The organism is Streptomyces sp. NPDC045955 (genome assembly GCF_056430805.1).
The window spans coordinates 89,752-113,397 of sequence record NZ_JBWKKY010000018.1 but is presented as its reverse complement, the minus strand read 5'-3'; the positions used below and the strand labels follow the sequence as shown (position 1 = coordinate 113,397).

The window sequence follows — 23,646 nt, the reverse complement described above, 5'->3', positions numbered from 1 at the left end:
CTATGCCGTGACCTTGGCGACGAACACGCAGGCGTTGTCCGCGCGCTCGCCCTCGCCGAACTCCTCGACCACCGTCCGCAGGCAGTCCTGCGCGGTGGCGGTCCCGGTCAGACGCGGCGCCAGATCGAGGAGGAGGTTCGCGGCCGCCGTCCCGGTGTGCCCGGGTACCAGCCCGTCGGTGTGCAGGAGCAGCAGATCGCCCACCTCGAGGGTCTCTTCGGCCTGCCCGTAGACAGCGCCCGAGGTGGCGCCGAGCAGGACGCCGTCCGGTGCGTTCAGCACACGCCCCGTCCCGTCGCGGAACAGCAGCGGGGCGGGGTGTCCGGCCTGCGCCCACACCAGGGTGCGGGTCGCGGGGCGGTAGCGGCAGCAGACGGCGCTGCCGAGGGCGGGTTGCACGGTGGCGTCGAGTAACTGGTTCAGCCAGGCCATCAGCCGGCCGGGCGGGGCGCCGGCCATCGCCATGCCGCGTACGGCGCCGAGCAGCATCGTCATGTTCGACGTGACGCCGACGCCGTGTCCGGTGAGGTCGCCGACGCTGAGCAGCATCTCGCCGTCGGTCAGTTCGAGCGCGTCGTACCAGTCACCGCCGATCAGCGTGTGCGTGGACGCCGACAGGCGCCGGGCCGCGAGGTCGAGGGTCCTGGGACCCTGGTGCGGGAGCCGCAGGGAGCCGAGCCACGGCGGCAGCACGGCCTCCTGCAACTCGACCGCGAGCCGGTGCTCGGTGCGCGCGTCCTGCCGCCGGCCGGTGAGCGAGTCACGGGTCTCGCTCACCACCCGCTGGCTGCGGCGCAGTTCACTGACGTCCCGCAGCACGGCCCACATCGAGGCGGTGCTGCCGTCGGTGTCGAGCACCGGTTCGCCCATCATGTGCACCGTCCGGACGTCGCCGCCCTGGAGTGCGATGCGGAACTCGCCGTCGATGGGCCGGGCGTCGACGAGGCAGTTCGTGACCATCGCCGTCAGCTTCGGCCGGTCCTCGTCGAGCACCAGGGACGGCAGCTCGTCGAGGGTGAGAGGGGGAGCGGCGGGGTCGCGGCCCAGGATCTGGTAGAGCTCCCCGGACCAACTGGCCTCGTCCGTCAGCAGGTTCCACTCGGCGCTGCCGACCCGGCTGACCAGTGAGCCGGGCGCGGCGGGTTCCGGGGCCGCTGTGGGCAGGGGCCCGTCCCGCAGCTGGGCCAGGTGCTCGTCGAGGTCGTCGAGCTGGTGCAGGGCCAGGTCGTACAGGGCGCGCTGCCAGCGTCCCCGGGGGTGGTCCGATGCTGCTCCCTCGGCGTCGCGCCGCACGGCGTCCACCTCGCCCTTGAGCCGTCGCGTCTGCGAGATCAGCGCGTCGACCGAGCCGCGTCCGGGCGGCTGGGCGGCTGGACGGTCCGCGGAGAGGTGGGACGGCATGACGCACTCCGATGCGGGGACGGTACGGCCAAGGCGGACGGAGGGAGCGTTACGACTGTTGCACAGCCCGCGACGCCCTGTAAGGGATTTGGCAACACACGATACGGTGGTGCTTCTGGCATATGCCACGGTCTCACGGAGTTACTCCGAGGTAGGTGCGGAGCGGGCCCTCCGGAGGGTCAAGTCGTAGATTACACACGGAGTTTGACGGCCCGTCGACATGACGCAGCCCGGTTGCTGCGCGTGTTCGACGGCTCTGTGTTCGAGGGCTTCAGTACCGCAGGACTCCGGCGATGCCCTCCGCCTCGCCGAGTGCGCCGTCCGGGACGAAGCGGACGTCGGCTCCGGTCTCCAGACACTGCTCGACGATCTCGTCCACGATGTCCTCGCGGGACTCGCGGGACTCGGGCCCGGCGCTCTCGGCGAGGATCAGATGGTCCCCGGCCTCGCTGACCGTCACGCGGTAGTTCTCCTCGACGGCCAGCAGCCGGACGCGCCCGTCCCGGGCGCTCTGCCAGAGCTCGTCCACACCGGCGGCGAACTCCCGTCGTCCGCGGGCCGTTTCGAGGGCACGGGTCACGGCGTCCGTGTCCCTTCGGGCCTCCGCCTCGATCACCGGCCGGATGGCCTGCCACACGGACTCGGGCGTCCCGTGCGCGAGACCGCCGTGCGGGACGCGCACCGCCCCCTTGGTGGCGCTGCCGACCTCGTCCAGCAGGGCGAGGGCGGCCGGCGGGCCGGTGACGTACAGCGGCCGCGGGTGCTCGCGCAGGACGGTGCTCATCGCGGTGTCGATCTCGCGTAGGAACTGACGGGTGCGCTCCTCCCGGAAGGCGCTCGGCAGGTCGCCGATCCGCTCCTGCCGTTCCGGGTCGAAGTTCTCCACGCGGCGGGTCAGCGGGAAGCCGTCGGCGCGTTGCTCGACGACGCGGTCGGCGCCGCCGTTCCACAGGGTCGCGCGGTCCGCGGAGAGCGACAGCACCCAGAACGGCCGCTCCGCCGTCTGGGCGGAGACGAGGTTGCGGGTGAGGAAGGTGTCCGAGAGCACCACGCGTTCGGGCACGGACCGAGCGAGCGACCACACCTGGTGCTCGCCGGAGGCGGCGAAGATCGCCAGACCGTCCTCGGCGTGCGTCAGGTCGACCTCGGACAGGGCCTGGTCGAGGTGGCGGGCGACCTCGGCCCGCCGTTCGCGGCTGACCGCCGGATCGGCCTCCAACTGCCGCTTGGCCTCAGCCACCGCGTTGCGCAGCCGGACCTGGTCCTGGGTCTTGTAGGGATCGCGCCGGTGGGTCGGCGTCAGCACGGAGACCGCGGGATAGGGGCGCGGGCGCCGCAGTTCGGCAAGGATCGCGGGACTCAGAACGTGCTCCATGACAGAACGATAGTGCGGATTGGCCATGGGGGCATTCGGGGCAATCGGCACCCACCTGCCGAGGCGCTGTGCCCGGAAGTTGGGGAAGTTTTTGCCGCTGGCCGATTTTCGACGGAGGTCTCCCCGACGGGGAGCGGATCACCGGATATTGCGCGTGCAAAGTCCGGCTGAAAGTGGGGAGCCACCTGCGGCTCGCATGTGTACGGGCGAGTTGACCGCGCGCGGATCGCTGTCACACGCTCGAAATCTAGATGGCATATACAACTGATTTGCGGGATACGCGTATGTGCGGCATCACCGGCTGGGTCTCCTTCGACCGCGACCTGAGCGCCGAGGGGGCGGCCCTGGACGCGATGACCGAGACGATGGCCTGCCGCGGCCCGGATGACCGCGGTGTCTGGGCCGAGGGGCCTGCCGGCCTCGGACACCGCAGGCTCGCGATCATCGACCTGCCCGGCGGCCGCCAGCCCATGACCGCCGCCACCCCGCACGGCACCGTCGCCCTGGTCTACTCGGGCGAGGCCTACAACTTCGGCGAACTGCGCGGCGAGCTCACCGCCCGCGGCCACCACTTCACCACCGACTCCGACACCGAGGTCGTGTCGCGCGGCTACTTCGAATGGGGCGATGCCGTCGCCGAGCGCCTGAACGGCACGTACGCCTTCGCCGTCTGGGACGGCCGCACCGACCGGCTCCTGCTGATCCGCGACCGCATGGGCATCAAGCCCCTCTACTACCACCCCACGCCGGACGGCGTCCTCTTCGGCTCCGAGCCCAAGGCGATCCTCGCCAACCCGCTGGCCCGCCGACGCGTCTGCCTGGACGGCCTGCGCGAGCTGTTCACCATGGTCAAGACCCCGGGACACGCCGTCTGGGAGGGTATGAGCCCGGCACCGTCGTCACCGTGGACCGCACGGGCGTGCGCCGCCGCGTCTACTGGGAGCTGCGGAGCCGGCCCCACGAGGACGACCGCGACACCACGATCACCACCGTCCGCTCGCTCCTCGACGACATCGTGCGCCGCCGGCTCGTCGCCGACGTGCCCCGCCGCACTCTGCTCTCCGGCGGCCTCGACTCCTCCGCCATGACGGCGCTCGCGGGCCGGCAGCTCGCCCCGCACGGCGAGCGGGTCCGCAGCTTCGCCGTCGACTTCGCGGGCCAGGCCGACAACTTCGTCGCCGACGACCTGCGCGCCACCCCCGACACCCCCTTCGTGCACGACGTGGCCCGGGACGCCGGCACCGACCACCAGGACATCATCCTGGACGCGGAGGCCCTCGCCGACCCCGGCGTACGGGAGAAGGTGATCAGGGCCCGCGACCTGCCGGCCGGTCTCGGCGACATGGACGCCTCCCTCTACCTGCTCTTCCGGGCCATCCGCGAACGGTCCACGGTGGCCCTGTCCGGCGAGTCCGCCGACGAGGTCTTCGGCGGCTACCAGCAGTTCTTCGACGAGGAGGCCCGCCGGGCCGACACCTTCCCCTGGCTGGTGAGCCTCGGCCGGCACTTCGGCGACGACGCCGACGTCCTGCGGCCGGAGCTGGTCAAGGCCCTGGACCTGGAGTCGTACGTCACCGACAGCTACCGCTCCGCCGTCGCCGGGGTCCAGCGCCTCGACGGCGAGAGCGACTTCGAGTTCCGGATGCGGCGGATCAGCAACCTGCACCTGACCCGGTTCGTCCGGATCCTGCTCGACCGCAAGGACCGCGCCAGCATGGCCGTCGGCCTGGAGGTCCGGGTGCCGTTCTGCGACCACCGGCTCGTCGAGTACGTCTACAACGCGCCCTGGGCGCTGAAGTCCTTCGACGGCCGGGAGAAGAGCCTGCTCAGGGAGGCGACCGCGGACCTGATCCCCCGGTCCGTGTACGACCGGGTCAAGAGCCCCTACCCGTCCACGCAGGACCCGAAGTACGCGGTGGCCCTGCGGAACCAGGCGAAGGACCTCCTGGCGCGGCCGGACCACCCGGTCTTCGACCTCGTCGACCCCGAGCGGCTCCGGCAGGCCGCGCACCGCGACACACCCGTGAGCGGCCAGGCCGCACGCCGGGCCTGGAGCGGGCCCTCGACCTGGCGATGTGGCTGGACCTGTACGCACCCGAGGTGTCACTCGGCTGACCGGGAGATCCGTGGCCGCACCGGCTCACTCGGTGTCGTGGTCGGAACCGCAGGAGCTGCCGTCCGGCGGGAGCGTGCCGTACAGCAGGAACGCGTCGACCTTGCGGTGCACGCACTTGGAGGAGCCGTAGCCGGTGTGGCCCTCGCCCCGGTTGTCGAGCACCACGGCCGACGACCCGAGCCGTTCGGCCGTCTCCACGGTCCAGCGGTACGGCGTGGCCGGGTCGCCCCGGGTGCCGACGAGCAGCATCCGCGGGGTGTCGAGGTCCTTGACCTCGTCACGGATGAAGTCGGTGCCCTTGGGGCGGCCGTAGCACATCAGCACCTGGGTGAGCCGGTACCGGCCGAAGACCGGCGACGCCCGCTCGTACCGGGCGCGCAGCCGGCCGAGGTCCCTGCCGACCTGCTCGGCGGCGGGGCGGTCGGGATCGTCCGCGCAGTTTACCGCCATGAGCGCCGCCGGCAGGTTGTCCAGGGGCACGTCCTGCGGGTCCGTGAGCCCGCGGTGCGCCGCCCGCCACGGCGGGTGGGCGACGCCCCCGGACGCGAAAGCCTCCAGGCGGCTGGTGTCTCCGTCCTCGAGCAACTGCGCGACGGCCCGCTGGAGCGAGGGCCACAGCTCCCTGCTGAAGAGCCCCTGCGCGAGGGCGCCCGCGAAGTCCTGGCCGGAGAACGCCTCACCGAAGTCGGTCGGCACCGGGTCCCGGTCGAGCGACTCGACCACCTCGAGGACGTGCTCCCTGGCCTCCCGCGGGTTCTGCCCGAACGGGCAGGCGATGTCCCCGGTGCACCAGGCGAGGAAGTTCTCCAGTGCGGTCTGCTGCCCCTGCGCGCTCACCACACCCTGCTCGGCCAGCGGCTCCGTGAGGGTGTCGACGCCGTCCAGCACCATCCTGCCGACCCTGCCGGGGAACTGGGCCGCGTACACCGCGCCGAGCCGGCTGCCGTAGGAGAAGCCCAGGTAGTTGAGCTTGCCGTCGCCGAGCGCGTCGCGTATGACGTCCAGGTCGCGGGCGGCGTTCACCGTGCCGATATGGCGCAGGACGGGGCCGGAGTGTTCGGTGCACTCGGCCGCCGCGTCGCGCAGCTTGTCGAGTACGGCCTGCGGGTCGGCCACGGCCGCGTCGCCGTCCGTCGCGTCCAGCGGGTCGTCCGGGGCGTTGCCGCAGCTGACCGGCGAGGAGCGGCCGACGCCCCGGGGGTCGAAGCCGACCACGTCGTAGCCGTTCGTCAGGCCCATGAAGTCCTTGCCGGCCATGGCGAGTTGGCCCACGCCCTGACCGCCGGGGCCGCCGAAGTTCAGCAGCAGCGAGCCCCGGGACTTTCCCGTGGCCCGGTAGCGGGCCAGGGCGAGATCGAGGGTGCCTTTCCCGGGCCGGGCGTAGTCGAGGGGGACGGTGACCTTGCCGCACTGGAGGTCCTTGGGCATGTCCTCGCCCTCGCACGCCGACCACGTGACCTTCTGGTCGTAGAAGCGGCCCAGGCCGGGCCCGGGACCGTCCGCGGCCGGCAGCCCCGCCCCCAGCAGGGCCAGCCCGGCCGCACACGGAACCGCGCAACGCCTCACCGAGGAGCGCGTGGACAGCTTGGCCAGCATCGATGCCTCCAGGGGCGCCCCACAGCGGGCCGGGGACCGGCGCCCTCGCTCACCATAAGCGCGCACCGGAAGCCTCGCCTCCGGACGAGCGGGCGGGGGAGGAGTGCCTTATCCTGCGCGGTCGCGTCGCGCATACGAAGGGCTTTACCGCTAGTTCGACAACCGGGCCGCTCGATGGAGTGAAAGGCCGATAAGCCATAACTCGGATGGGCCGTCCGCGTTTTGTCTCGTGCGGGTGAGTGCCCGCGACGATGTCTGGAAGGCAGGGAACCTATGAAACGGGTTACCCGAAACGGTGTGATCGCCGTCGCGGCCGCCTCGGGAGCGATGGCTCTGACCGTCCCCGCGTACGCCGGTTCCGGGACGGAGGGCCCGGCGGCCGGTTCGCCCGGTGTGGTCTCCGGCAGCACCGTCCAGCTGCCGGTGCACGTCCCGGTGAACGTGTGCGGGAACACGGTGAACGTGGTGGGGCTCCTCAATCCCGCCGTGGGCAACAGCTGCGCGAACAAGGGCGACGGGCGGGCCGGCAGGCCCGGCGGCGCGCTCGCCGAAGGCAGCGGAAAGGATTCACCGGGCGTGGTCTCCGGCAATGGCGTGCAGCTGCCCGTCGAGGTGCCGGTCAACGTCACGGGCAACACCGTGGACGTGGTCGGCGTCGGCAGCCCGTCGACCGGCAACGAGTCCTCGAACACCCCCGGCGACCGACCGGTCCGCCCCCACCACCCCGCCGAGCCGGAAGCCCAGCCGCCCGCCCCGGCCCGGCCGCACCCCGCCCCCGAACCGGCCCCGCGCACCGCCCTCCGTGCCACCGCCCCTCCTACCACCAGCGGCGCCCTGGCCCACACGGGCACGGACCACGCGCTCCAGGCCGTCGCCGCGAGCGCGGCACTGGTCCTGGGGGGAGTCGTCCTGCGCCGGCGGCTCCGCCCGCGGACCGACGGCTGAAGGGACGGCTCGCCCCGCGCGCCCTCCCGGAGCCGTCACGGAGGCGGTGCCGTCACACCGCCTCCGCCACCCCCGTCAACAGCACCATTCCGGAATCGCCGTAGTCCGGCAGGGTCGGGTCCGGGTCGATGTGGGTGACGTCCAGGTCCCGGGTCAGCGGGGTGAAGACCTCGGTCACGGCGGCCGGACCGACCGGGCAGCCGGGCCAGCGGGACGCCGGGCCGATGCGGTACGTCGGCATGTTCTCCATGAACGCGGCGACCAGATGGCCCCCCGGCTCGACGGCGCGGACGAAGGTCCGGCAGAAGTCGGCGAACTCGGCGAAGTCCTCCGTCGCGCCCTCGGCGACGAAGTGCATGGAGGCGAGTTCGTACGAGCCGGGGGGCAGGGTCCGGACGTCGGCATGGACGACGTTCACATGCGCCAGCGCCCCGGCCAGGGTCGCCGGCACGTCCGGGTTGAGTCGCCGGCACAACGCGTGGAAGGGCAGCCAGCTCGCGTCGAGGCGGTGGCAGATCTGGTCCTGGAGATAGGCGACGTTGCTCGCGCCCGCCTCCACAGCGTCGATCCTGCGACTCACGGCGGATGCGAGGATCAGCGGGTAGAGGTTTGGCCCCGCCCCGAACTCCACCGAGCGGGCGACGGCGCCGGGCCGGAAGCGGCGGTAGAAGGCGCTGTGGTGCGCGATGACCGCCGCGTCCGCGGGATGCACCTCGCGGTAGTTCTCGCGGAGGTAGTCGGCGACCGGCCAGCGGTCCCAGTCCACGTCGTCGTTGTGCGTCGTCATGGCCCTCTAGCCCTTCAGCCGCAGGGGGAAGCGCTCGGACAGCCGGGTCAGGGTCCCGTTCAGGCGGTCGATGTCGTCGTCCGAATTGAGCGCCGTGATCTGGATGCGGAAGCCCACCCGGTCGCGGGGCACGAGCGGATAGGCGGCGAGCGTCACGTAGATGCCCTCCTCCCACAGGTACGCGGCGACCGCGTCCAGGTCCGCGGGATTGGCCAGCGGAACCTCCACGATGGGCAGCCGGTCCGTGTTGAGGGTGTTCACCCCGAGGCCCTCCAGGTGATCGAGCACCCGGACCGTCTTGCGGTACAGGTCGCCCCGGATGACGTCGCCCCGCCGCTCGTTGACGTCCAGCCCGGCCAGGGCGGTGGCCAGCGACGCCGTCGGGGACGGCCCCGAGTAGAAAGAGGGGGCCGCGGCCGTCGTGAGGCGGTTCTTGAGCTCCGGCGGCAGCGCCAGGAACGCGAGCAGTGACGAGTACGCCTTGGAGAAACCGGCCACGAGCACGATCCCGTCGTACGACTCCCCGGTGTGCCGCACCACGCAGTTGCCGCGCATGCCGTACGGGCAGGGCTCGCCCGGCCCGCGTTCCCCGATCACGCCGAAGCCGTACGCGTCGTCGACGTACAGCGTCGCTCCTTCGGCCCGGCACACGGCGGCCAGCGCGGGCAGGTCGGGGATGTTGCCGCTCATGCCGTTGACGCCGTCCAGGCACACCAGCCGGGGCGTGCCCGGCGGCACCCGGGCCAGTAGGGCGCGCAGTTCGTCGAGCCGCTCGGCGTGGAAGCGGTGCAGGGTCGCGCCCTGCGCGCGGGCCACCACGCAGCCGTCGTGGACGGTGCGGTGCGCGGTCGCCTCCACGAAGACGTGCCCGTCCTCGGCCAGCGCCGGGATCACCGAGGCGTGCACCAGCGTCAGCGTCGGCAGCAGCAGCGTGTCCGGCGCGCCCAGCAGTGCGGCGAGCCGCTCCTCGATGTCCGGGTACAGCCGCGGACTGCCCAGTAGCCACGACCAGCTGGGGTGCGTGCCCCACGCGCGTACCGCGGGATCGACGGCCTCCATGATCTCCGGGTCCCAGTCGAAACCCAGGTAGTTGCAGGACGCGAAGTCGATCAGCCAGTGGTCGCCGCTGCGGATGTGCCGGCCGCGGACCTCGTCGAGGACCGCGTCGCTCATCGGGCTGGTGCGGCGCAGATGCTCCAGGTCCGCCCAGCGCGCCTCCCGGCGTCCCCGGGCGGCGTCGAGACGCGGCCGCCGTGCGCGGGGCGGCGCGAAGGGGCGGGCGCTCGGCTCCCGCAGCGTCTGCGCGCTCTGCTCCACCGTCATGGGCCGGGCGAAGAGGTCTCCCTGCCCGAACCGGCAGCCCATCCCGGCCAGCAGGTCCCGCTGCGCGGTGTCCTCGATGCCCTCCGCGATGACCTGGAGGCCCAGGGTGTCGGCGATCCTCATGATGCCCTCGACCAGGGCGACCTGCTGGGCGTCGTGCGCGATGTCGTCGATGAACGACTTGTCGATCTTCAGCACGTCGATGGGGAATTCCCGCAGATAGTGCAGCGAGGAGAAGCCGGTGCCGAAGTCGTCGACCGCGATGTGCACCCCGAGTTCCTTCAGCGCGTGCAGCACCGTCTGGAGGCGGTCGTCGCGGTGCAGCAGCACCGTCTCCGTCAGTTCCAGCTGCAAGGACCCCGGCTGCAGCCCGGGCGTGCTCAGCGCCTGGCCGACCTGCTCGACGAAGCCGGCGTCGCGGAACTGGCGCGCGGAGACGTTCACGCTGACGTACGGCGGACGGGCGGGACCCGGCTGCCGTTGCAGGCCCGCGATGTCATTGACCGCGTTCTCCAGCACCCACGAGCCCAGCGGGCCGATCTGCCCGGTCTCCTCGGCCAGACTGATGAACTCGTCCGGCGTGACGGACGGCCGGTGCTCGTCCGGCCAGCGGACCAGGGCCTCGAACCCGACGACCTCGCCGCCGGTGATGTCCACGACGGGCTGGTAACGCAGCGCGAACGACTTGTCGGCGACCGCCTGGGTCAGCTGGGACTGGAGGTCGTGCCGCTCCACCATGCGGCTGCGCAGCAGCGGCCTGAAGCGGCGCCACTGCCGCTTTCCCGCCGCCTTCGCGGCGTACAACGCGAGGTCGGCGTGACCCAGCAGCTCCTCCGGGTCCGTGCTGTCGCGCGCGGTGGCCACGCCCACGCTGGCGGACACCGTCACCGACTCGTCGGCGAGATCGAACGGCCGGCCCAGCGTCTGGATCACCTGGGCCGCCAGCAGCTCGGCGTCGAGCGGCTGCTTGGCGTCCTCCATCAGCACGGCGAACTCGTCGCCGCCGAGCCGGGCCGCGGTGTCGGTGCGCCGCAGCGCCCGGGACAGCCGGTCGCCGACGGCGATCAGCAGATGGTCGCCGGCCCGGTGCCCCATCGTGTCGTTGACCAGTTTGAAGTCGTCCAGGTCGATGTAGAGCAGACAGGTCAGGGACGACTCGCGGCGGCCGCGCAGCAGGGCGCGCTCGATCCGCTCCAGCAGCAGCGTCCGGTTGGGCAGGCCGGTCAGCGAGTCGTGGAAGGCGCGCTGCGTCAGCTCCTGCTCCAGTCGCCGCTGCTCGGTCACGTCCCGCAGCGTCACCACCAGGCCGGACACGGTCCGCTCGTCCCGGAAGTCACTGCACCGCACCTCCACCTCGACACGCCCCTCCCGGCGCCGCACCCACCAGTGGTCGTGTCCGGCCCGCGCGCCCCTCTCCCGTACGGCGGCCAGCTCCCGGGCGGCCCGCTCCCGGTCCCCGGGATCCACCAGGTCCGGCAGCGGGACGCCGACGAGGTCGTCGGTGCCGAACACGGACCGCGCGGACGGGCTGGCGTACCGGATCGTGTCGTCCTCCTCCAGGATCAGGATGACGTCGGAGGCGTTGCGGACGAGGGTGCGGAAGTACGCCTCGCTCTCCCGCCGGAAGACCTCGTTGCGCAGTGTGACCCGTTCCATGGCCAGGCCCGCGTGCGACGCCAGGATCTCCAGCGAGCCCCAGGTCTCGGTGAGCTGCCGCTCGGGTGCGGCGACCAGCAGGACACCCGGGACGGCCCCGGCCGGGCGGTCGGGCTGGGTCATGGGGCAGACCAGGACGCAGGGCAGGCCGTCCAGCTCGGCGGCGACGCCGGGTTCGAGGAGGGCCCGGCTCACCAGGTGGCTGCCGTGCGCGCCGAGGCCGGCCGCGCGCTCCGTCGGCAGCAGCAGGGTCCTGTGCGGTACGTCCGGCCCCATCAGCCGGTCGACCGCCGTACGGCAGGACTGGTCGACCTCCTCCTGCCGGAAGGCCGAGACCAGCGAGGCGGCGGCCCTGCGCAGCGCGAGCTCCCGCGTCACCGCATGGCGATGAGCCACGACCATCCCCGCCAGTCGCAGGATCACCAGCAGGAACAGCACGCCCGAGAAGACCGCGATCGCGGCGGCGTCCCGCGTCTGCTTGCTCAGCCCCTCGTCCAGCAGGATCCCCGGCGCGATGAGCGTGGCCACGGTGAGTATCACCAGTCGGCGCGGCGGCGGCAGCAGGGACTCGCGCTGCGGCACGGACGCGGTCAGCGTGACCATCGAGGGGTGGAGGGCGGCCAGGCCCCAGGCGGTGTAGAAGCCGATCCAGCCGAGGTCCAGCAGGGTGCCGGTCTGCCACAGGTCGTTCAGCTGCAGGATCCCGTACGCGATGTCGAAGCCGAGCAGGGTCACCGTGCCGACGACCAGCAGCCCCACGGCACGATTGCGCCCGTCGAGCGGGCTCGGGGTCAGCAGCCGGGCCAGCAGGGCCAGCACGAGGACGTCGCCGAGCGGATAGGCGATGCTGATGGTCCGCTGCTCCCAGGTCAGCCCTTGCAGCACCGTCAGCGGCTGCACCAGGTACACCCACACCGGCAACGCGAGGCCGGCGGTGACGATCAGCGCGTCGAGCAGGCTCGGCAGGTCGCGGTCGGCCCGCCGGTACCGGATGAGCCCCGACAGTCCGATGGCGAAGAGCGGGTAGGTGGCGAGGTGGCAGGCGTCGGCGGGGGAGGGGAACGGGCTGGAGGCGTCGAAGTACTCCTCCATCACTTTGGAGTAGATGTCGCCCGCGATGAAGGTGAGCAGTCCGCCGGCCAGGAACCACCAGGGCCACTGATGGGTGGGCCGGTGGACACGGATGCCGGTCACCACGGCGGCGACGCCGGCGAGCCCGATGACGGCCCACAGGGCGGGACCCGCCGCCGGGAGGGTCATGTAAAGGATTGTGGCAACCGTGACGAGGGCGATCTGGGCGGCCATCAGCCGACGTGCTGACAGCAAGGACATGCGCCTCCCCCCGTCGGGGAGACCGAGGCGTAGACCCGGTCTGTTGAATTCGATCGTAAGTTCGCCCGCGCGGCCCTGCATCTCGGGCGGCCGGCTCCGTAAAGCCCCGGCGGAGGGGAACTGCCGGCGGGCCGGGGCCGCCCGGGTCCTCAGCCGCGTCCCCGGTGGAACCGCACGTGCAACTCCCTCACCCGGTCCGTCAGCTCGGGCACCGGGCCGTCCACGACCACACCCGGTGCGACCTCCTGGACGGGGAGCGTCCGCACCGGCGGCGCGGGGACCCCCAAGTCACCCAGCCAGGAGGCGAGCTGTGCGGACGAGGCGACGTAGACGATGCGGCCCAGGCCGACCCAGGCGTGCGCGGCCGCACACATCGGGCAGTGTTCGCCGGAGGTGTAGACCGTGGCCGCCGCCCGCTCCTCGGGAGTGAGCCGAGCCGCCGACCAGCGGGCCAGTTCGAACTCGGGATGCCGTGTGCGATCGCCCGAGGCCACCCGGTTGTGATCCTCGCCGAGGACCGTGCCGTCCCCGCCGACCAGGACCGAACCGAACGGTTCGTCCCCGGCTTCGAGCGCCTCGGCCGCGAGCTCCACGCAGCGGCGCAGGTACGGCAGTTCCGTGTCCTTCACGACCATGGTGCCGGGCCCTTCTGGTGACGGTGTGATCAACAGGACTGTACGGCCGCCGGGGCCCGCGGCCGCACCGGTAAATGCGTTGCCGGGCCGCCCGGCGCGTGCTGGTGTGTGCCCATGACTCGGACGGATCACACCGCGCTGCTCGCCCTGTTCGACCGTGAGCTGCGCGAGGAAGCGCGGCCGGACGGTCCCGGGGCCCGCGTCGAGCGGACCGGCGACGTGGTGCGCCAGGTCACCGGCGCACAGGGCTGGAACGGCGTGTTGTGGTCCGCCCTCGACGAGGCGGCGGCGGACACGGCCATCGCCGGGCAGATCGCCCACTACACCGGGCTCGGCGTCGAATTCGAGTGGAAGCTGTACGGGCACGATGGGCCGGCGGATCTCGGGCAGCGGCTGCGCGCGGCCGGGTTCAGGCCCGAAGCCGAGGAGACGCTGATGATCGGCGAGATCGCGACCCTCTCCCTCGACGCCGCACCTCCCGAGGGCGTGCGCGTCGTGCCGGTCACCGGTCCGCGAAGCGTGGATCTCGTGGCCGACGTCCACGAGAAGGCGTTCGGCGCGGACAGCGCCTGGCTCCGCGACCAGCTCCTCGACCGGCTCTCGGCCGACCCGGACACCGTCGTCGCCGTCGTGGCGATGGCTGGCGACGAGCCGGTGAGCGCGGCCCGCATGGAACTCGTGCCCGGCACGCGGTTCGCCGGCCTGTGGGGCGGTGGCACCGTCGAGGGCTGGCGTGGTCGCGGCATCTACCGCGCCCTCGTGGCCCACCGCGCCCACGCCGCCGCTGCGCGCGGCTACCGCTACCTCCAGGTCGACGCCTCCCGGCAGAGCCGCCCCATCCTGGAACGACTGGGCTTCACACCGCTGACCACGACGACGCCGTACGTGTACACGCCGTAGCCGGCCGCCCGTCCCGGCCCGGATGTCACATCCGTGCCCGCCCGATCCGTCGCATGGTCATGATGACGATCCAGAAGAACCAGAGCATCCTCCTCGCCGGCGCGAGCGGCGTCCTCGGCCGGCATGTCACCCGCGCCCTGACGGAGGCGGGTCACAAGGTCACCGGACTCGGCAGGAGCCCCGGCAACGGCATCCGCGCCGACCTCATGGACCGTGACGCGCTGCTGCGCGCCGTCGACGGACACCACTTCGACACCGTGATCCACGCCGCGACCGCCCTGCGCAAGCCCCCCATGCGCGACCACGACATGTTCGCCACCGACGCGCTGCGCACCAAGGGCACGGCCCACCTCGTCGAAGCCGCCCGCCTCACCGGGGCCCGACGCTTCGCCGTGGAGTCGATGGTCTTCGGCTACGGCTACGGGGACCACGGCGACCGCCCGATCACGGAGGACGACCCCTTCGGCCCGCGTGGCAGGACCCCGCGTCTGGAGCGGCACATCGAGGGGATGCGGACCAAGGAACGGCTCGCTTTCGAGACCGAGGGGCTGGAGGGCATCGCCCTCCGCTTCGGCCTGTTCTACGGCCCCGGCGGCACCGATGCCCTCCTGCCGCTGCTGCGCAGGCGGCAGATGCCGTTGCCCGCCGACCGGGGCCGGGTGCTGCCGTGGGTGGAGCTCACCGACGCGGCCCGCGCGGTGCTCGCCGCCGTGGAACGCGGTCGGCCCGGGCAGGCGTACAACATCGCCGACCGCACCCCGCTCGGCCTGCGCGCCCATGCCGAGTGCGTGGCCGGGGTGTTCGGACTGCCGAGGCCGATGACCGTACCGCTGTGGCTGGTGAAGCCCATGTCGTACATGCACACGGTGCTGTCGACGCGGCTGGTGGTCTCCTGCGCCAAGGCGGAACGCGAGCTGGGGTGGACGCCGCGGTACCCGTCCAGCCGTGAGGGGCTCGCCGCGATGCGGTCGGCGGGCCGCTGATGCCCGGGGGCGCGGCCCGTCAGCGGCGTGCCTTCGAGCGGTCCAGGGCGGCGACGCCGAGCGCGGCGAGCCCGATCTGGATGAGCCACTCGACCCAGTCGACCCCCTCGGTGTCGGCGACGTCGAACGCGCCGGCGATCGCGGAACCGACCAGCGCGGCGAGGATGCCGACGAGGATCGTCCACAGGACGCCGATCCGCTGACGACCCGGGACCACGAGCCGGCCCAGGACGCCGATGACGATGCCGATCACGATGGCACTGATGATGCCGTCGATCTCCATCTCCGCCCCTCCTTCAGGTCCCCGCTGTAGTGCTTGTGCCCCCGGAGGGCCGGGACACTCCGGCGCGGACACGGAGAGGCCGGCCCGGGGCGCGGACCGGCCTTCGGTTCCCTTCCGGTGGGTCTACGGCCTCGCGGAGGCCTTCGCCGCCGTGGCGGTGCACGCCAGACCCAGAATCACAGCCAGCGCACCGATGATGATGTTGTTCCACACGACGCCGGCGTCCGGACTGTCGCCGACGACCCACGGCGAGATGATCATCCATACCCCGAGTGCGCACATGGCCCAGCTCAGGCCGTACATGCGCTCCGGGGCGCGAGTGAACCCGAGCGCCAGCAGGCCGATCGCGATGCCCATGATCAGATTGTGGGTCACGAGCGGCGGCTGGCTGGCCGTGTAGTGGACTATCCACGGGGAGGCCGCGCAGTACAGACCGAGCAGGAACACCGGTCCGTCCACGAGCGCCACATCACGACCACCGAGCACGCGGGCGTACCGATCCCGCATCTCGGAGGCATCGGGGTGGCTGGTGATGTCACCCCTGGTGGGCGAGACGTTGGCCATGACTCGTCTCCTTCGTCTTGCAGGGCGACCGCGTCTGGTGGGGTGTGCGGTAAGCGCCGCGTAAACACATTCTGCTCTTATTTTTCCTTTATGTGTAGAGGTTGGAAGAGAGGTGAACCTCTACCGGGCGGTACATGTCCGGGGGGATCGGGGGAAAGCGGATGTGTACGACAGTGACCTATCGACGTCGCCGGCAGGCGGCGCGGGACAGGGGAGGGCAGCGGACGTGTCTGCGGCCATCGGCGCGAAGGTGTTGGAGCGGTTCCCGGCGGGAGCTCCGCGCGGATCATGGCCGGCGGAGGAGTACGCGGCACGCCGCCGGGCCGAGGGCGAACCGGCCACCGTCGTGATGGACCTGGAGTCGGACGCCTTCCTCGTGGTGGTTCCGTCGGACGAGGACTGAACGGAACCGGACCCGAAATCCATGGTCCGGGATGCGAGATGAGCCAGGATTTCCTTGACGGCCGTCGTCGCCCGCTGCCACGATCCATGGCATGACCATGCGACTGGACCTCACGCGGCGACGCCACGTCGACCTCGCACGCGTCTCCAGCGCCTCCTGTCGCGCCGCAGCCTGAGTCTCCCGGCTCGCCGCTTCTCCCACCGCCGTGTTGGCCGTCGGCGGCACACCGTCGCGCCGACGGCACATCCTGCGCGGTGCGTTTCCCTCACGCCTGAATCCGGCGTCCCTCACGCCTGAATCCGGCGCTCAGCCACGCCCGTAATCGCCCGCTAGCCGCGCGCGTACTCCCGCTCGTTGTCACGCCCGTCGAGCATGGTGTCCCGAATTCGGTGGCGCCACGCGCGCTCGCGCCCCCTCCCGGAAAGAGACCCCATGGCCACCGTCCTGTCCGTCTCCGGCAGCCCCTCCGCCGCCTCCCGCACCAGCCGACTGCTTCGCCACCTGGACGAGCGGCTGACCGCACAGGGCCATGACGTGATCCCGCTCGACGTTCGCACCATCCCCGCCGAGGCCCTGCTCGGCGCGGACTTCCGGCACCCCGCGATCGTCGAGGCCACCGACCTGTTCGCACGAGCCGACGGCGTCGTCGTCGGCACCCCTGTCTACAAGGCGTCCTACTCCGGTGTCCTCAAGGCCCTGCTGGACCTGCTCCCGCAGTACGCGCTCACCGGCAAGACCGTGCTGCCGCTCGCCACCGGCGGCAGCGTCGCCCATGTCCTGGCCATCGACTACGCCCTGCGCCCGGTGCTGACCTCCATGGGTGCGGCGCACACCGTGCAGGGCTGGTTCACCCTCGACAAGGACATCACCGTGCACGACGACGGATCCCTGACCGTCACATCGGCCGCCGACGAGGCGCTCACGCGGGTCGTCGACCAGTTCTCCACGGCGCTCGGCCACATCCCGCTGCTCGCCGTGGCGGGCTGACACCCGCTCACCGCCACGCCGCCGCACGTTCCCCCTCGATCGGAGACTCCCCGTGTCCCTCACCTTCCACTGGTTCCTGCCCACCAACGGCGACAGCCGTCATGTCGTCGGCGGCGGCCACGGCTCCCCGGCCACCGCCTCCGGCCGGGACCGGCCCCCGACGGTCGCCTACCTCAGCCAGATCGCCCGCGCCGCCGAGGAGGTGGGCTTCGCCGGTGCCCTCACGCCCACCGGCGCCTGGTGCGAGGACGCGTGGCTCACCACCGCCATGGTCAGCCAGCACACCGAACGCCTGAAGTTCCTCGTCGCCTTCCGGCCCGGCCTGATCTCGCCCACCCTCGCCGCGCAGATGGCTTCCACGTTCCAGCGGCAGACCGGCGGACGGCTGCTGCTCAACGTCGTCACCGGCGGCGAGAACCGGGAACAGCGCGCCTTCGGTGACTTCCTCGACAAGGACAGCCGGTACCGCCGTACCGGGGAATTCCTGCACATCGTCCGGGAGTTGTGGCAGGGCGAAACCGCCGGCCTGCACGGTGAGCACCTCCGGGTGCAGGACGCGAAGCTCGCCCGCGTGCCCGACCCCGTTCCCCAGGTGTACTTCGGCGGCTCCTCGCCCGTCGCCGGAGAGATCGCCGCGCGGCACGCCGATGTCTATCTCACCTGGGGCGAGCCGCCCGCCCAGGTCGCCGAGAAGCTCGACCGGATCCGCTCGCTGGCCGCCGCCGAGCGGCGCACCCTCCGTTTCGGGATCCGGCTGCACGTCATCACCCGCGACACCGCGGAGCAGGCCTGGGCCGAGGCGGACCGGCTGCTGGACGGCTTCGACCCGGAGACCGTGGCGTCGGTGCAGGCCGGGCTCGCGCGCAGCGAGTCGGAGGGCCAGCGGCGCATGCTCGCCCTGCACGGCGGCCGGCGCGACCGTCTGGAGATCCACCCCAATGTGTGGGCCGGCATCGGCCTGGTGCGCGGCGGCGCGGGCACCGCCCTGGTCGGCAGCCACGACGAGGTCTCGGAGCGGATCAAGGAGTACCACGCCCTCGGCATCGACGAGTTCATCCTCTCCGGCTACCCCCACCTGGAGGAGGCGTACTGGTTCGGCGAGGGCGTGCTGCCGCGCCTCGCCGCGCAGGGACTGTGGCGGCATCCCGCGGCCGAGGACACCGCACCCACCGAACCCGCCGAACCCGCCGTGCTCGCGCCCTTCGCGAGCTAGGGCTCGCCGGCATCCCGCCCCGACGATCAACCCCCGGGCCCGCGGCGGGCGTCATTCCGTACCGAGGGGCAGCCCTGCCCCTCGGTGAACGGGAGGCACACACCATGAAGCAGCGGGCACCACGCACCGTCTCATTGGGCCTTGCCGTGGCGTTATGCGCCGGGGCGGCGGCGCTCGCCCCGTCCGCGCACGCGGCACAGTCGCCGCGCGGCCACGAGGCGACCCGGACCGCGCTGCGTGATCTCGTCGAGAAGGGCGGACTGCCCGGCGTGGCCGCCAAGGTCCAGCAGGGGAAGGCGAGTTGGTTCGCGGAGGCCGGCCACGCCGACACCGCCACGGGCCGTGAGCGTTCCCCCGGCGACCACTTCCGCGGGGCCAGCATCACCAAGACGTTCGTCGCGACCGTCCTGCTCCAGCTGGAGGCGGAAGGCAGACTGAGCCTCGACGACACCGTCGAGCGATGGCTGCCGGGCCTGGTGCGGGGCAACGGCTACGACGGCGACGAGATCACTCTGCGTCAGCTCCTCAATCACACCAGCGGCATCGCCAACTACACGGACGACCCCGCCTTCGTCCACGACGCCGCCGGCCCCGGCTTCCCGGAGCACCGGTACGACACTCACACGCCCGAGGAACTCGTGGCGATCGCGCTGCAGTATCCGCCACTGCCCGACCCGGAGACGGCGCCGGTGTACTCGAACACCAACTTCGTCATCGCCGGGATGGTCGTCGAGAAGGCGACGGGCCGCTCGTACGCGCAGGAGATCACCCGCCGTATCGTCCGGCCCCTGAAGCTGCGCGGCACATCGTTCCCCGGCGCGTCACCCCACATGCCGAAACCCCACCCCGTCGGCTACTCCCGGCTGCACCAGGACGCCCCGGACGCCCCGATCCATGACGCCACCGAACAGAACATGACCTGGCTGGGCGCGGCGGGCGACGTCATCTCCACCAGCGGCGACCTCAACCGCTTCCACATCGCCCTGCTCAAGGGCGAGTTGCTGCCCCGGAAGCAGATGGAGGAGATGCTCGACGAGGTGCCCGCGGGGGGCGGGCTCGGATACGGCCTCGGAGTCGAGTTCGCGCAGCTCTCCTGCGGTGTGAAGGTCGTGGGCAAGAGCGGCCGTACGAACGGCTCCCTGTCCGCGATGGTCGGCACCCAGGACGGGAAGCACCAGCTGACGTTCAACATCAACGGTGACTGGCTGCCGGACCCGTCGCTCTACACGAACGTGATCGAGGCGGAGTTCTGCGGCAGCGTCCCGTCCCGCACGGGCGAACCGTCGGCGCTGCCCCGGCTCGGCTAACCGGAGGCCAGCGCGCCGAGATGTGTCCGGCGCGCCTCGGCCGTCTGGGCCTGCACCAGCAGGAACATGCCCTCGCGTGCCAGCCGCTGCGCCCGGCTGTCCAGGGCCATGGACCGGCCGCCCCCGGCCACGATCGCCGCGGTCGTGGCCGCCCGCAGCACGTCGTACGCCCGTGTCCTCAGCGCAAGCCGTTCCGGGACGCACTCGTGCGGGACGGGGTGGTCGGCCAGGGCGTAGGCCTCCCGCCGCACCTCGTCGAGCCGGGCCCGCAGCGCCCGGGCCGGCTCCCGGCCGTCCGGGGTGTCCGCCACCAGGTCCAGCGCCGCGCTCGCCACCCCGAACACGGCCGGACTGGTGTTGGCGGCCCTGGGCAGGTCGATCAGGGCGAACTGCTCCTGCGGGGTGCGCAGCACGACGGCGTCCCGCGGCACCCACAGGCCGTCCAGCTCCAGGGAGACCGTACGGGCGGCGGTGAGGGCCGCGAGCCGCATCGGCGCCGACGGACGCATCCCCGGCTGTTCGCGTGCCTCGGTGACGACGAACACCACCTCGGCCGTGTCCGTCACACCGGCCAGCAGCATCACGTCGTTCAGACCCCAGCCCGTGTACCAGGGCACCGTGCCCTCGAAGCGCCAGCCACCCCGCTCGGGCACCGCCCGCACGGGCATCCGGGGGAAGGCACGGACGTGCGCGAAGGCGATGCCGGCCATCGACTCGCCCGTCGCCAGCGGGCGCAGCAGTCTCTCCCGGACCGGCGAGTCGTAGGTGGCGAGCAGCTTCACCGGTGTGTGGTGCTGTGTCTGCACGAACCATGTGGAGCAGCACGCCCCGGCCAGGATCTCCGCGACCTCCCGGGCCACGGCGACGGGCGCGTCCGCCCCGCCGTACTCCGTCGGCGCGCCCAGTCCGAGCAGGCCCGACCGCCTCACCGCCTCGATGTGGCTCGTAGGCACCCCCTCCTGGTCGACGCGCTCGGCGTGCGGGACGAGGAGATCGCGCGCGAGTCGCTGTGCGCGGGTGACGAGCGGGTGGAGCGGCGAGGTGAGGGGCGTGGAGCTCATGGGACAGATTCTCGCGGGTCGCGCGGCGCGGGGTTCCGCCCCCTGGGGCATGTCGTTCGCCCGGGCCCGTCAGGGATGCGCGCCGCGCAGATCCAGTTCCGTCAGTACGTCGAAGTCGAGCCCGTCGGCGCGGGCCAGGTAGATGCGCTGGCGGACATGGCTGTCCCGCAGGTGCAGCAGCCCGCGCGGGCCCTCGTACGACACCGCGCCGGCCGCCGCACCGATCGCCGACACGTCCAGCGTCCCGGCCCGCTGCAGCAGCGCCGCCAGCAACAGCACGCCCTCGTAGCAGGACTCTCCGAGGCTGCCCAGGGTGGGTGCCTCGACGCCGTAGCGGGCCGCGTACCGCCCCTGGAAATCGAGCGTGTCCCGGTTGGCCAGGGAGGCGAAGAACCCGGCCGTGCTGTAGAGGTCCTCGGTGGCCCCCGGGCCGCTCGCCAGCAGCATGTTCTCGTCCATCAGCGTGCTCAGCCGCAGACAGCGCGCGTGCAGGCCGTGCGCCGCGAACGCCCGGTTGAAGCGCACCGCGTCGCTGCCGACGAGCAGCATCAGCACCCCGTCGGCGTCCGAGCGCTCGATGCCGCGCAGCACCGGCTCGAAGTCGTGGGTGCCGAGCGGGAGATAGACCTCGCCGGCGACGGATCCGCCGGACGCGCGCGCGTACCGGCGGGCCGCCCGTGCCGTTCGTCTCGGCCACACGTAGTCGTTGCCGACGACGAACCACCGCCGCACCCCGCGCTCGTGCGCCAGCAGGTCCATCGCGGGCCGCAGTTGGTCCCGCGGCGTCTCGCTCGTCAGGAACACGCCCGCCGTGTCCTCACCGCCCTCGTACAGCGCGGTGTACACGTACGGGACGCGGTGCGCGATCCGCGGTGCCAGCGCCTGGCGTACCGAGGAGATGTGCCAGCCCGTGACGCCCTGCACGACACCCAGGTCCACCAGCGCCTCGACATGGCCGGCGACCTCACGGGGCACGCCCGAGCCGTCGACCGGCACCAGCCGCAGTTCCCTGCCGAGCACGCCGCCGTCCCGGTTGACCGCCTCGGCGGCCAGCCGCGCGCACAGCTCACAGGTGGGCCCGAAGATCCCGGCCGGCCCCTGCAAGGGGAACACGAGCGCCACGCCGAGGACGGAGTCGTCGGCCGTGAACCACTCGGCCGTGGGGAGGTCGTGCCGGACCATGGCGTCATGATTCCGGCTCCGCCGTACGAACTCCAGTGCGTCTCCTAGGATGGACGCACTTCCTGTCGCAACAGCCCCTAGGAGCAGGATGCCCACCCCGCCCCCGCGCCGGCCCGACGACCTGGTGCACCTGCTGACGCGGGCCGAGCGGCTGGCGGCGCGGCGGTTGCAGGCCGTGCTGGAGGAGGAGGGCTGCTCGCTCGACGCCTGGCGGGTGCTGGCGCTGTTGTCCGACGGCGAGGGGCACCACATGACGGCGATCGCGGAGGCCGCCTTTCTGCCGCCTCCGACGCTGACCAAGCTGGTCGACCAGCTCGTCGAGCAGAACCTCGTCCACCGCCGGGTCGACCCGTTCGACCGCCGTCGCGTCCTCGCCCACCTCACTCCTCGCGGCCAGGAGTACCGGCAGCGGCTCGACCGCGCGGTGCGCGCCGGCTGGCCCCCGCTCGGCGAGGGTGAGGACGAACTGCTGCGGTCCCTGCTGGGCCGGCTGGCCGCGACGCTGACGGAGTCGGCACACGTGTGAACTCCTGAGCGGAACCGGTGCACATGACTGGTCTACACCCTTGACTGGTACAGACCAACGCGGTTGAGTGTGCCTCCGACAACCCCCCACCACGGCCGCGCCACGGCTGTGCTTCACCCTGCCTTGCCGGGTGCGGCCGTGTTCCGCAAAGGAGTTGATCCCGTGTCGAGACACCGTGTCTCCGCCGTCCTGGCCGCCCTCGCCCTCGCCGGCACCGCGCCGGTGCTCCTGCCGGCCACCAGCGCCTCCGCCGCCGCGTGCTCCAGCTATCCCAACTGGGTGGCGGGCAGGTCCTACGCCGCCGGCGACATCGTCCGCTACACCGACGGCAAGGCCTACAGAGCCGAGCACGCCAACCCGGGCTACGACCCGACCATCAGCACCTGGTACTGGGAGCCGTACGCCTGTGACAGCGGTCCGGGCACCCCCGACGCGCGCTTCGTCGTGAGCGAGGCGCAGTTCAACCAGATGTTCCCGAACCGGAATCCCTTCTACACCTACAGCGGGCTGACGGCGGCCCTGAGCGCCTACCCCGGCTTCGCCAACACCGGCAGCGACACGGTGAAGAAGCAGGAGGCCGCCGCCTTCCTCGCCAACGTCAGCCACGAGACCGGCGGTCTGGTGCACGTGGTGGAGCAGAACACCGCCAACTACCCGCACTACTGCGACTGGAGCCGGCCCTACGGCTGTCCGGCCGGCCAGGCCGCCTACTACGGGCGCGGACCGATCCAGCTGAGCTGGAACTTCAACTACAAGGCCGCCGGCGACGCGCTCGGCATCGACCTGCTGAATAACCCCTGGCTGGTCCAGAACGACGCGGCCGTCGCCTGGAAGACGGCCCTGTGGTACTGGAACACCCAGACCGGCCCCGGCAGCATGACCCCGCACAACGCCATGGTGAACGGCGCCGGATTCGGTCAGACGATCCGCAGCATCAACGGCTCCCTGGAGTGCGACGGCAAGAACCCCGCGCAGGTGCAGAGCCGCGTGACCAACTACCAGCGGTTCACGCAGATCCTCGGGACGTCCCCCGGAGGCAACCTCTACTGCTGAGGGCGAGCCGTGTGTGAG

The 23,646-nt window shown here is 72.0% G+C and carries 20 protein-coding genes and 1 pseudogene; 11 read left to right on the top strand and 10 right to left on the bottom strand.

The window, feature by feature from the left end; genetic code table 11:
- Both AC07F0_RS30785 and AC07F0_RS30780 read right to left on the bottom strand, forming a co-directional pair.
- The gene (locus AC07F0_RS30785; protein WP_478983284.1) at positions 1 to 1,401 is read right to left on the bottom strand and encodes a PP2C family protein-serine/threonine phosphatase; all 1,401 of its coding nucleotides are present in this window, start codon (positions 1,399 to 1,401) and stop codon (positions 1 to 3) included.
- A gap of 271 nt (positions 1,402 to 1,672) precedes the next feature.
- On the bottom strand, positions 1,673 to 2,776 hold the full coding sequence (locus AC07F0_RS30780; RefSeq protein WP_478983283.1) for a baeRF3 domain-containing protein: 1,104 nt from the start codon (positions 2,774 to 2,776) through the stop codon (positions 1,673 to 1,675).
- A 284-nt stretch (positions 2,777 to 3,060) separates the two neighbouring features.
- On the opposite strand from AC07F0_RS30780, the pseudogene asnB reads away from it, so the two are divergent.
- Positions 3,061 to 4,891 (top strand): annotated as a pseudogene (gene asnB / locus AC07F0_RS30775) (asparagine synthase (glutamine-hydrolyzing)).
- Between the two features lie 25 nt (positions 4,892 to 4,916).
- Here the strand turns inward: asnB and AC07F0_RS30770 are convergent.
- Positions 4,917 to 6,488: an alpha/beta hydrolase gene (locus AC07F0_RS30770; protein ID WP_478983282.1), complete on the bottom strand. Its 1,572-nt coding sequence runs from the start codon at positions 6,486 to 6,488 to the stop codon at positions 4,917 to 4,919.
- A gap of 273 nt (positions 6,489 to 6,761) precedes the next feature.
- Here AC07F0_RS30770 and AC07F0_RS30765 point away from each other — a divergent pair, with 273 nt between their 5' ends.
- The gene (locus AC07F0_RS30765; protein ID WP_478983281.1) at positions 6,762 to 7,433 is read left to right on the top strand and encodes a chaplin; all 672 of its coding nucleotides are present in this window, start codon (positions 6,762 to 6,764) and stop codon (positions 7,431 to 7,433) included.
- A gap of 52 nt (positions 7,434 to 7,485) precedes the next feature.
- On the opposite strand, the gene AC07F0_RS30760 is transcribed toward AC07F0_RS30765, so the two are convergent.
- The 3 genes from AC07F0_RS30760 to AC07F0_RS30750 form a co-directional block, all read right to left on the bottom strand.
- Positions 7,486 to 8,220 carry a class I SAM-dependent methyltransferase gene (locus AC07F0_RS30760; protein WP_478983280.1) on the bottom strand — a complete coding sequence of 245 codons (735 nt, stop codon included), beginning with the start codon at positions 8,218 to 8,220 and terminating at the stop codon, positions 7,486 to 7,488.
- A gap of 6 nt (positions 8,221 to 8,226) precedes the next feature.
- Positions 8,227 to 12,504: an aminotransferase class I/II-fold pyridoxal phosphate-dependent enzyme gene (locus AC07F0_RS30755; protein ID WP_478983318.1), complete on the bottom strand. Its 4,278-nt coding sequence runs from the start codon at positions 12,502 to 12,504 to the stop codon at positions 8,227 to 8,229.
- A 176-nt stretch (positions 12,505 to 12,680) separates the two neighbouring features.
- Positions 12,681 to 13,166 (bottom strand): nucleoside deaminase, encoded by a 486-nt coding sequence (locus tag AC07F0_RS30750; RefSeq protein WP_478983279.1) that lies wholly within the window; start codon positions 13,164 to 13,166, stop codon positions 12,681 to 12,683.
- Positions 13,167 to 13,280: 114 nt separating this feature from the next.
- Here AC07F0_RS30750 and AC07F0_RS30745 point away from each other — a divergent pair, with 114 nt between their 5' ends.
- Both AC07F0_RS30745 and AC07F0_RS30740 read left to right on the top strand, forming a co-directional pair.
- Positions 13,281 to 14,066 carry a GNAT family N-acetyltransferase gene (locus AC07F0_RS30745; RefSeq protein ID WP_478983278.1) on the top strand — a complete coding sequence of 262 codons (786 nt, stop codon included), beginning with the start codon at positions 13,281 to 13,283 and terminating at the stop codon, positions 14,064 to 14,066.
- A gap of 59 nt (positions 14,067 to 14,125) precedes the next feature.
- The gene (locus AC07F0_RS30740) at positions 14,126 to 15,049 is read left to right on the top strand and encodes an NAD-dependent epimerase/dehydratase family protein (protein WP_478983317.1); all 924 of its coding nucleotides are present in this window, start codon (positions 14,126 to 14,128) and stop codon (positions 15,047 to 15,049) included.
- Between the two features lie 19 nt (positions 15,050 to 15,068).
- On the opposite strand, the gene AC07F0_RS30735 is transcribed toward AC07F0_RS30740, so the two are convergent.
- Positions 15,069 to 15,332 carry a GlsB/YeaQ/YmgE family stress response membrane protein gene (locus AC07F0_RS30735; protein WP_356927376.1) on the bottom strand — a complete coding sequence of 88 codons (264 nt, stop codon included), beginning with the start codon at positions 15,330 to 15,332 and terminating at the stop codon, positions 15,069 to 15,071.
- Between the two features lie 123 nt (positions 15,333 to 15,455).
- Positions 15,456 to 15,896: an SPW repeat protein gene (locus AC07F0_RS30730; RefSeq protein ID WP_478983277.1), complete on the bottom strand. Its 441-nt coding sequence runs from the start codon at positions 15,894 to 15,896 to the stop codon at positions 15,456 to 15,458.
- Between the two features lie 226 nt (positions 15,897 to 16,122).
- Between AC07F0_RS30730 and AC07F0_RS30725 the strand changes: the two genes are divergently transcribed.
- From AC07F0_RS30725 to AC07F0_RS30705, 5 genes are all read left to right on the top strand, one after another.
- Positions 16,123 to 16,299 carry a hypothetical protein gene (locus AC07F0_RS30725; RefSeq protein WP_010033064.1) on the top strand — a complete coding sequence of 59 codons (177 nt, stop codon included), beginning with the start codon at positions 16,123 to 16,125 and terminating at the stop codon, positions 16,297 to 16,299.
- Between the two features lie 91 nt (positions 16,300 to 16,390).
- Positions 16,391 to 16,474, top strand: coding sequence for a putative leader peptide (locus AC07F0_RS30720; protein ID WP_350710819.1), 84 nt, complete (start codon positions 16,391 to 16,393; stop codon positions 16,472 to 16,474).
- A gap of 257 nt (positions 16,475 to 16,731) precedes the next feature.
- On the top strand, positions 16,732 to 17,286 hold the full coding sequence (gene ssuE, locus AC07F0_RS30715) for an NADPH-dependent FMN reductase (protein WP_478983276.1): 555 nt from the start codon (positions 16,732 to 16,734) through the stop codon (positions 17,284 to 17,286).
- 52 nt (positions 17,287 to 17,338) lie between these two features.
- Positions 17,339 to 18,499, top strand: a complete 1,161-nt coding sequence (locus AC07F0_RS30710) for an LLM class flavin-dependent oxidoreductase (protein ID WP_478983275.1) — start codon at positions 17,339 to 17,341, stop codon at positions 18,497 to 18,499.
- Positions 18,500 to 18,603: 104 nt separating this feature from the next.
- Positions 18,604 to 19,806 (top strand): serine hydrolase domain-containing protein, encoded by a 1,203-nt coding sequence (locus AC07F0_RS30705; RefSeq protein ID WP_478983274.1) that lies wholly within the window; start codon positions 18,604 to 18,606, stop codon positions 19,804 to 19,806.
- Here the strand turns inward: AC07F0_RS30705 and AC07F0_RS30700 are convergent.
- Together AC07F0_RS30700 and AC07F0_RS30695 are read right to left on the bottom strand one after the other, a co-directional pair.
- Positions 19,803 to 20,867 carry an acyl-CoA dehydrogenase family protein gene (locus tag AC07F0_RS30700; protein WP_478983273.1) on the bottom strand — a complete coding sequence of 355 codons (1,065 nt, stop codon included), beginning with the start codon at positions 20,865 to 20,867 and terminating at the stop codon, positions 19,803 to 19,805. The genes AC07F0_RS30705 and AC07F0_RS30700 overlap by 4 nt on opposite strands.
- A 69-nt stretch (positions 20,868 to 20,936) precedes the next feature.
- Positions 20,937 to 22,049, bottom strand: a complete 1,113-nt coding sequence (locus AC07F0_RS30695; RefSeq protein WP_478983272.1) for a substrate-binding domain-containing protein — start codon at positions 22,047 to 22,049, stop codon at positions 20,937 to 20,939.
- An 88-nt stretch (positions 22,050 to 22,137) separates the two neighbouring features.
- Here AC07F0_RS30695 and AC07F0_RS30690 point away from each other — a divergent pair, with 88 nt between their 5' ends.
- Both AC07F0_RS30690 and AC07F0_RS30685 read left to right on the top strand, forming a co-directional pair.
- A complete protein-coding gene (locus AC07F0_RS30690; protein ID WP_478983271.1) occupies positions 22,138 to 22,575 on the top strand; it encodes a MarR family winged helix-turn-helix transcriptional regulator in 438 nt (145 codons plus the stop codon).
- Positions 22,576 to 22,737: 162 nt separating this feature from the next.
- Positions 22,738 to 23,628: a glycoside hydrolase family 19 protein gene (locus tag AC07F0_RS30685; RefSeq protein ID WP_478983270.1), complete on the top strand. Its 891-nt coding sequence runs from the start codon at positions 22,738 to 22,740 to the stop codon at positions 23,626 to 23,628.
- The last annotated feature ends 18 nt before the right edge of the window (positions 23,629 to 23,646 follow it).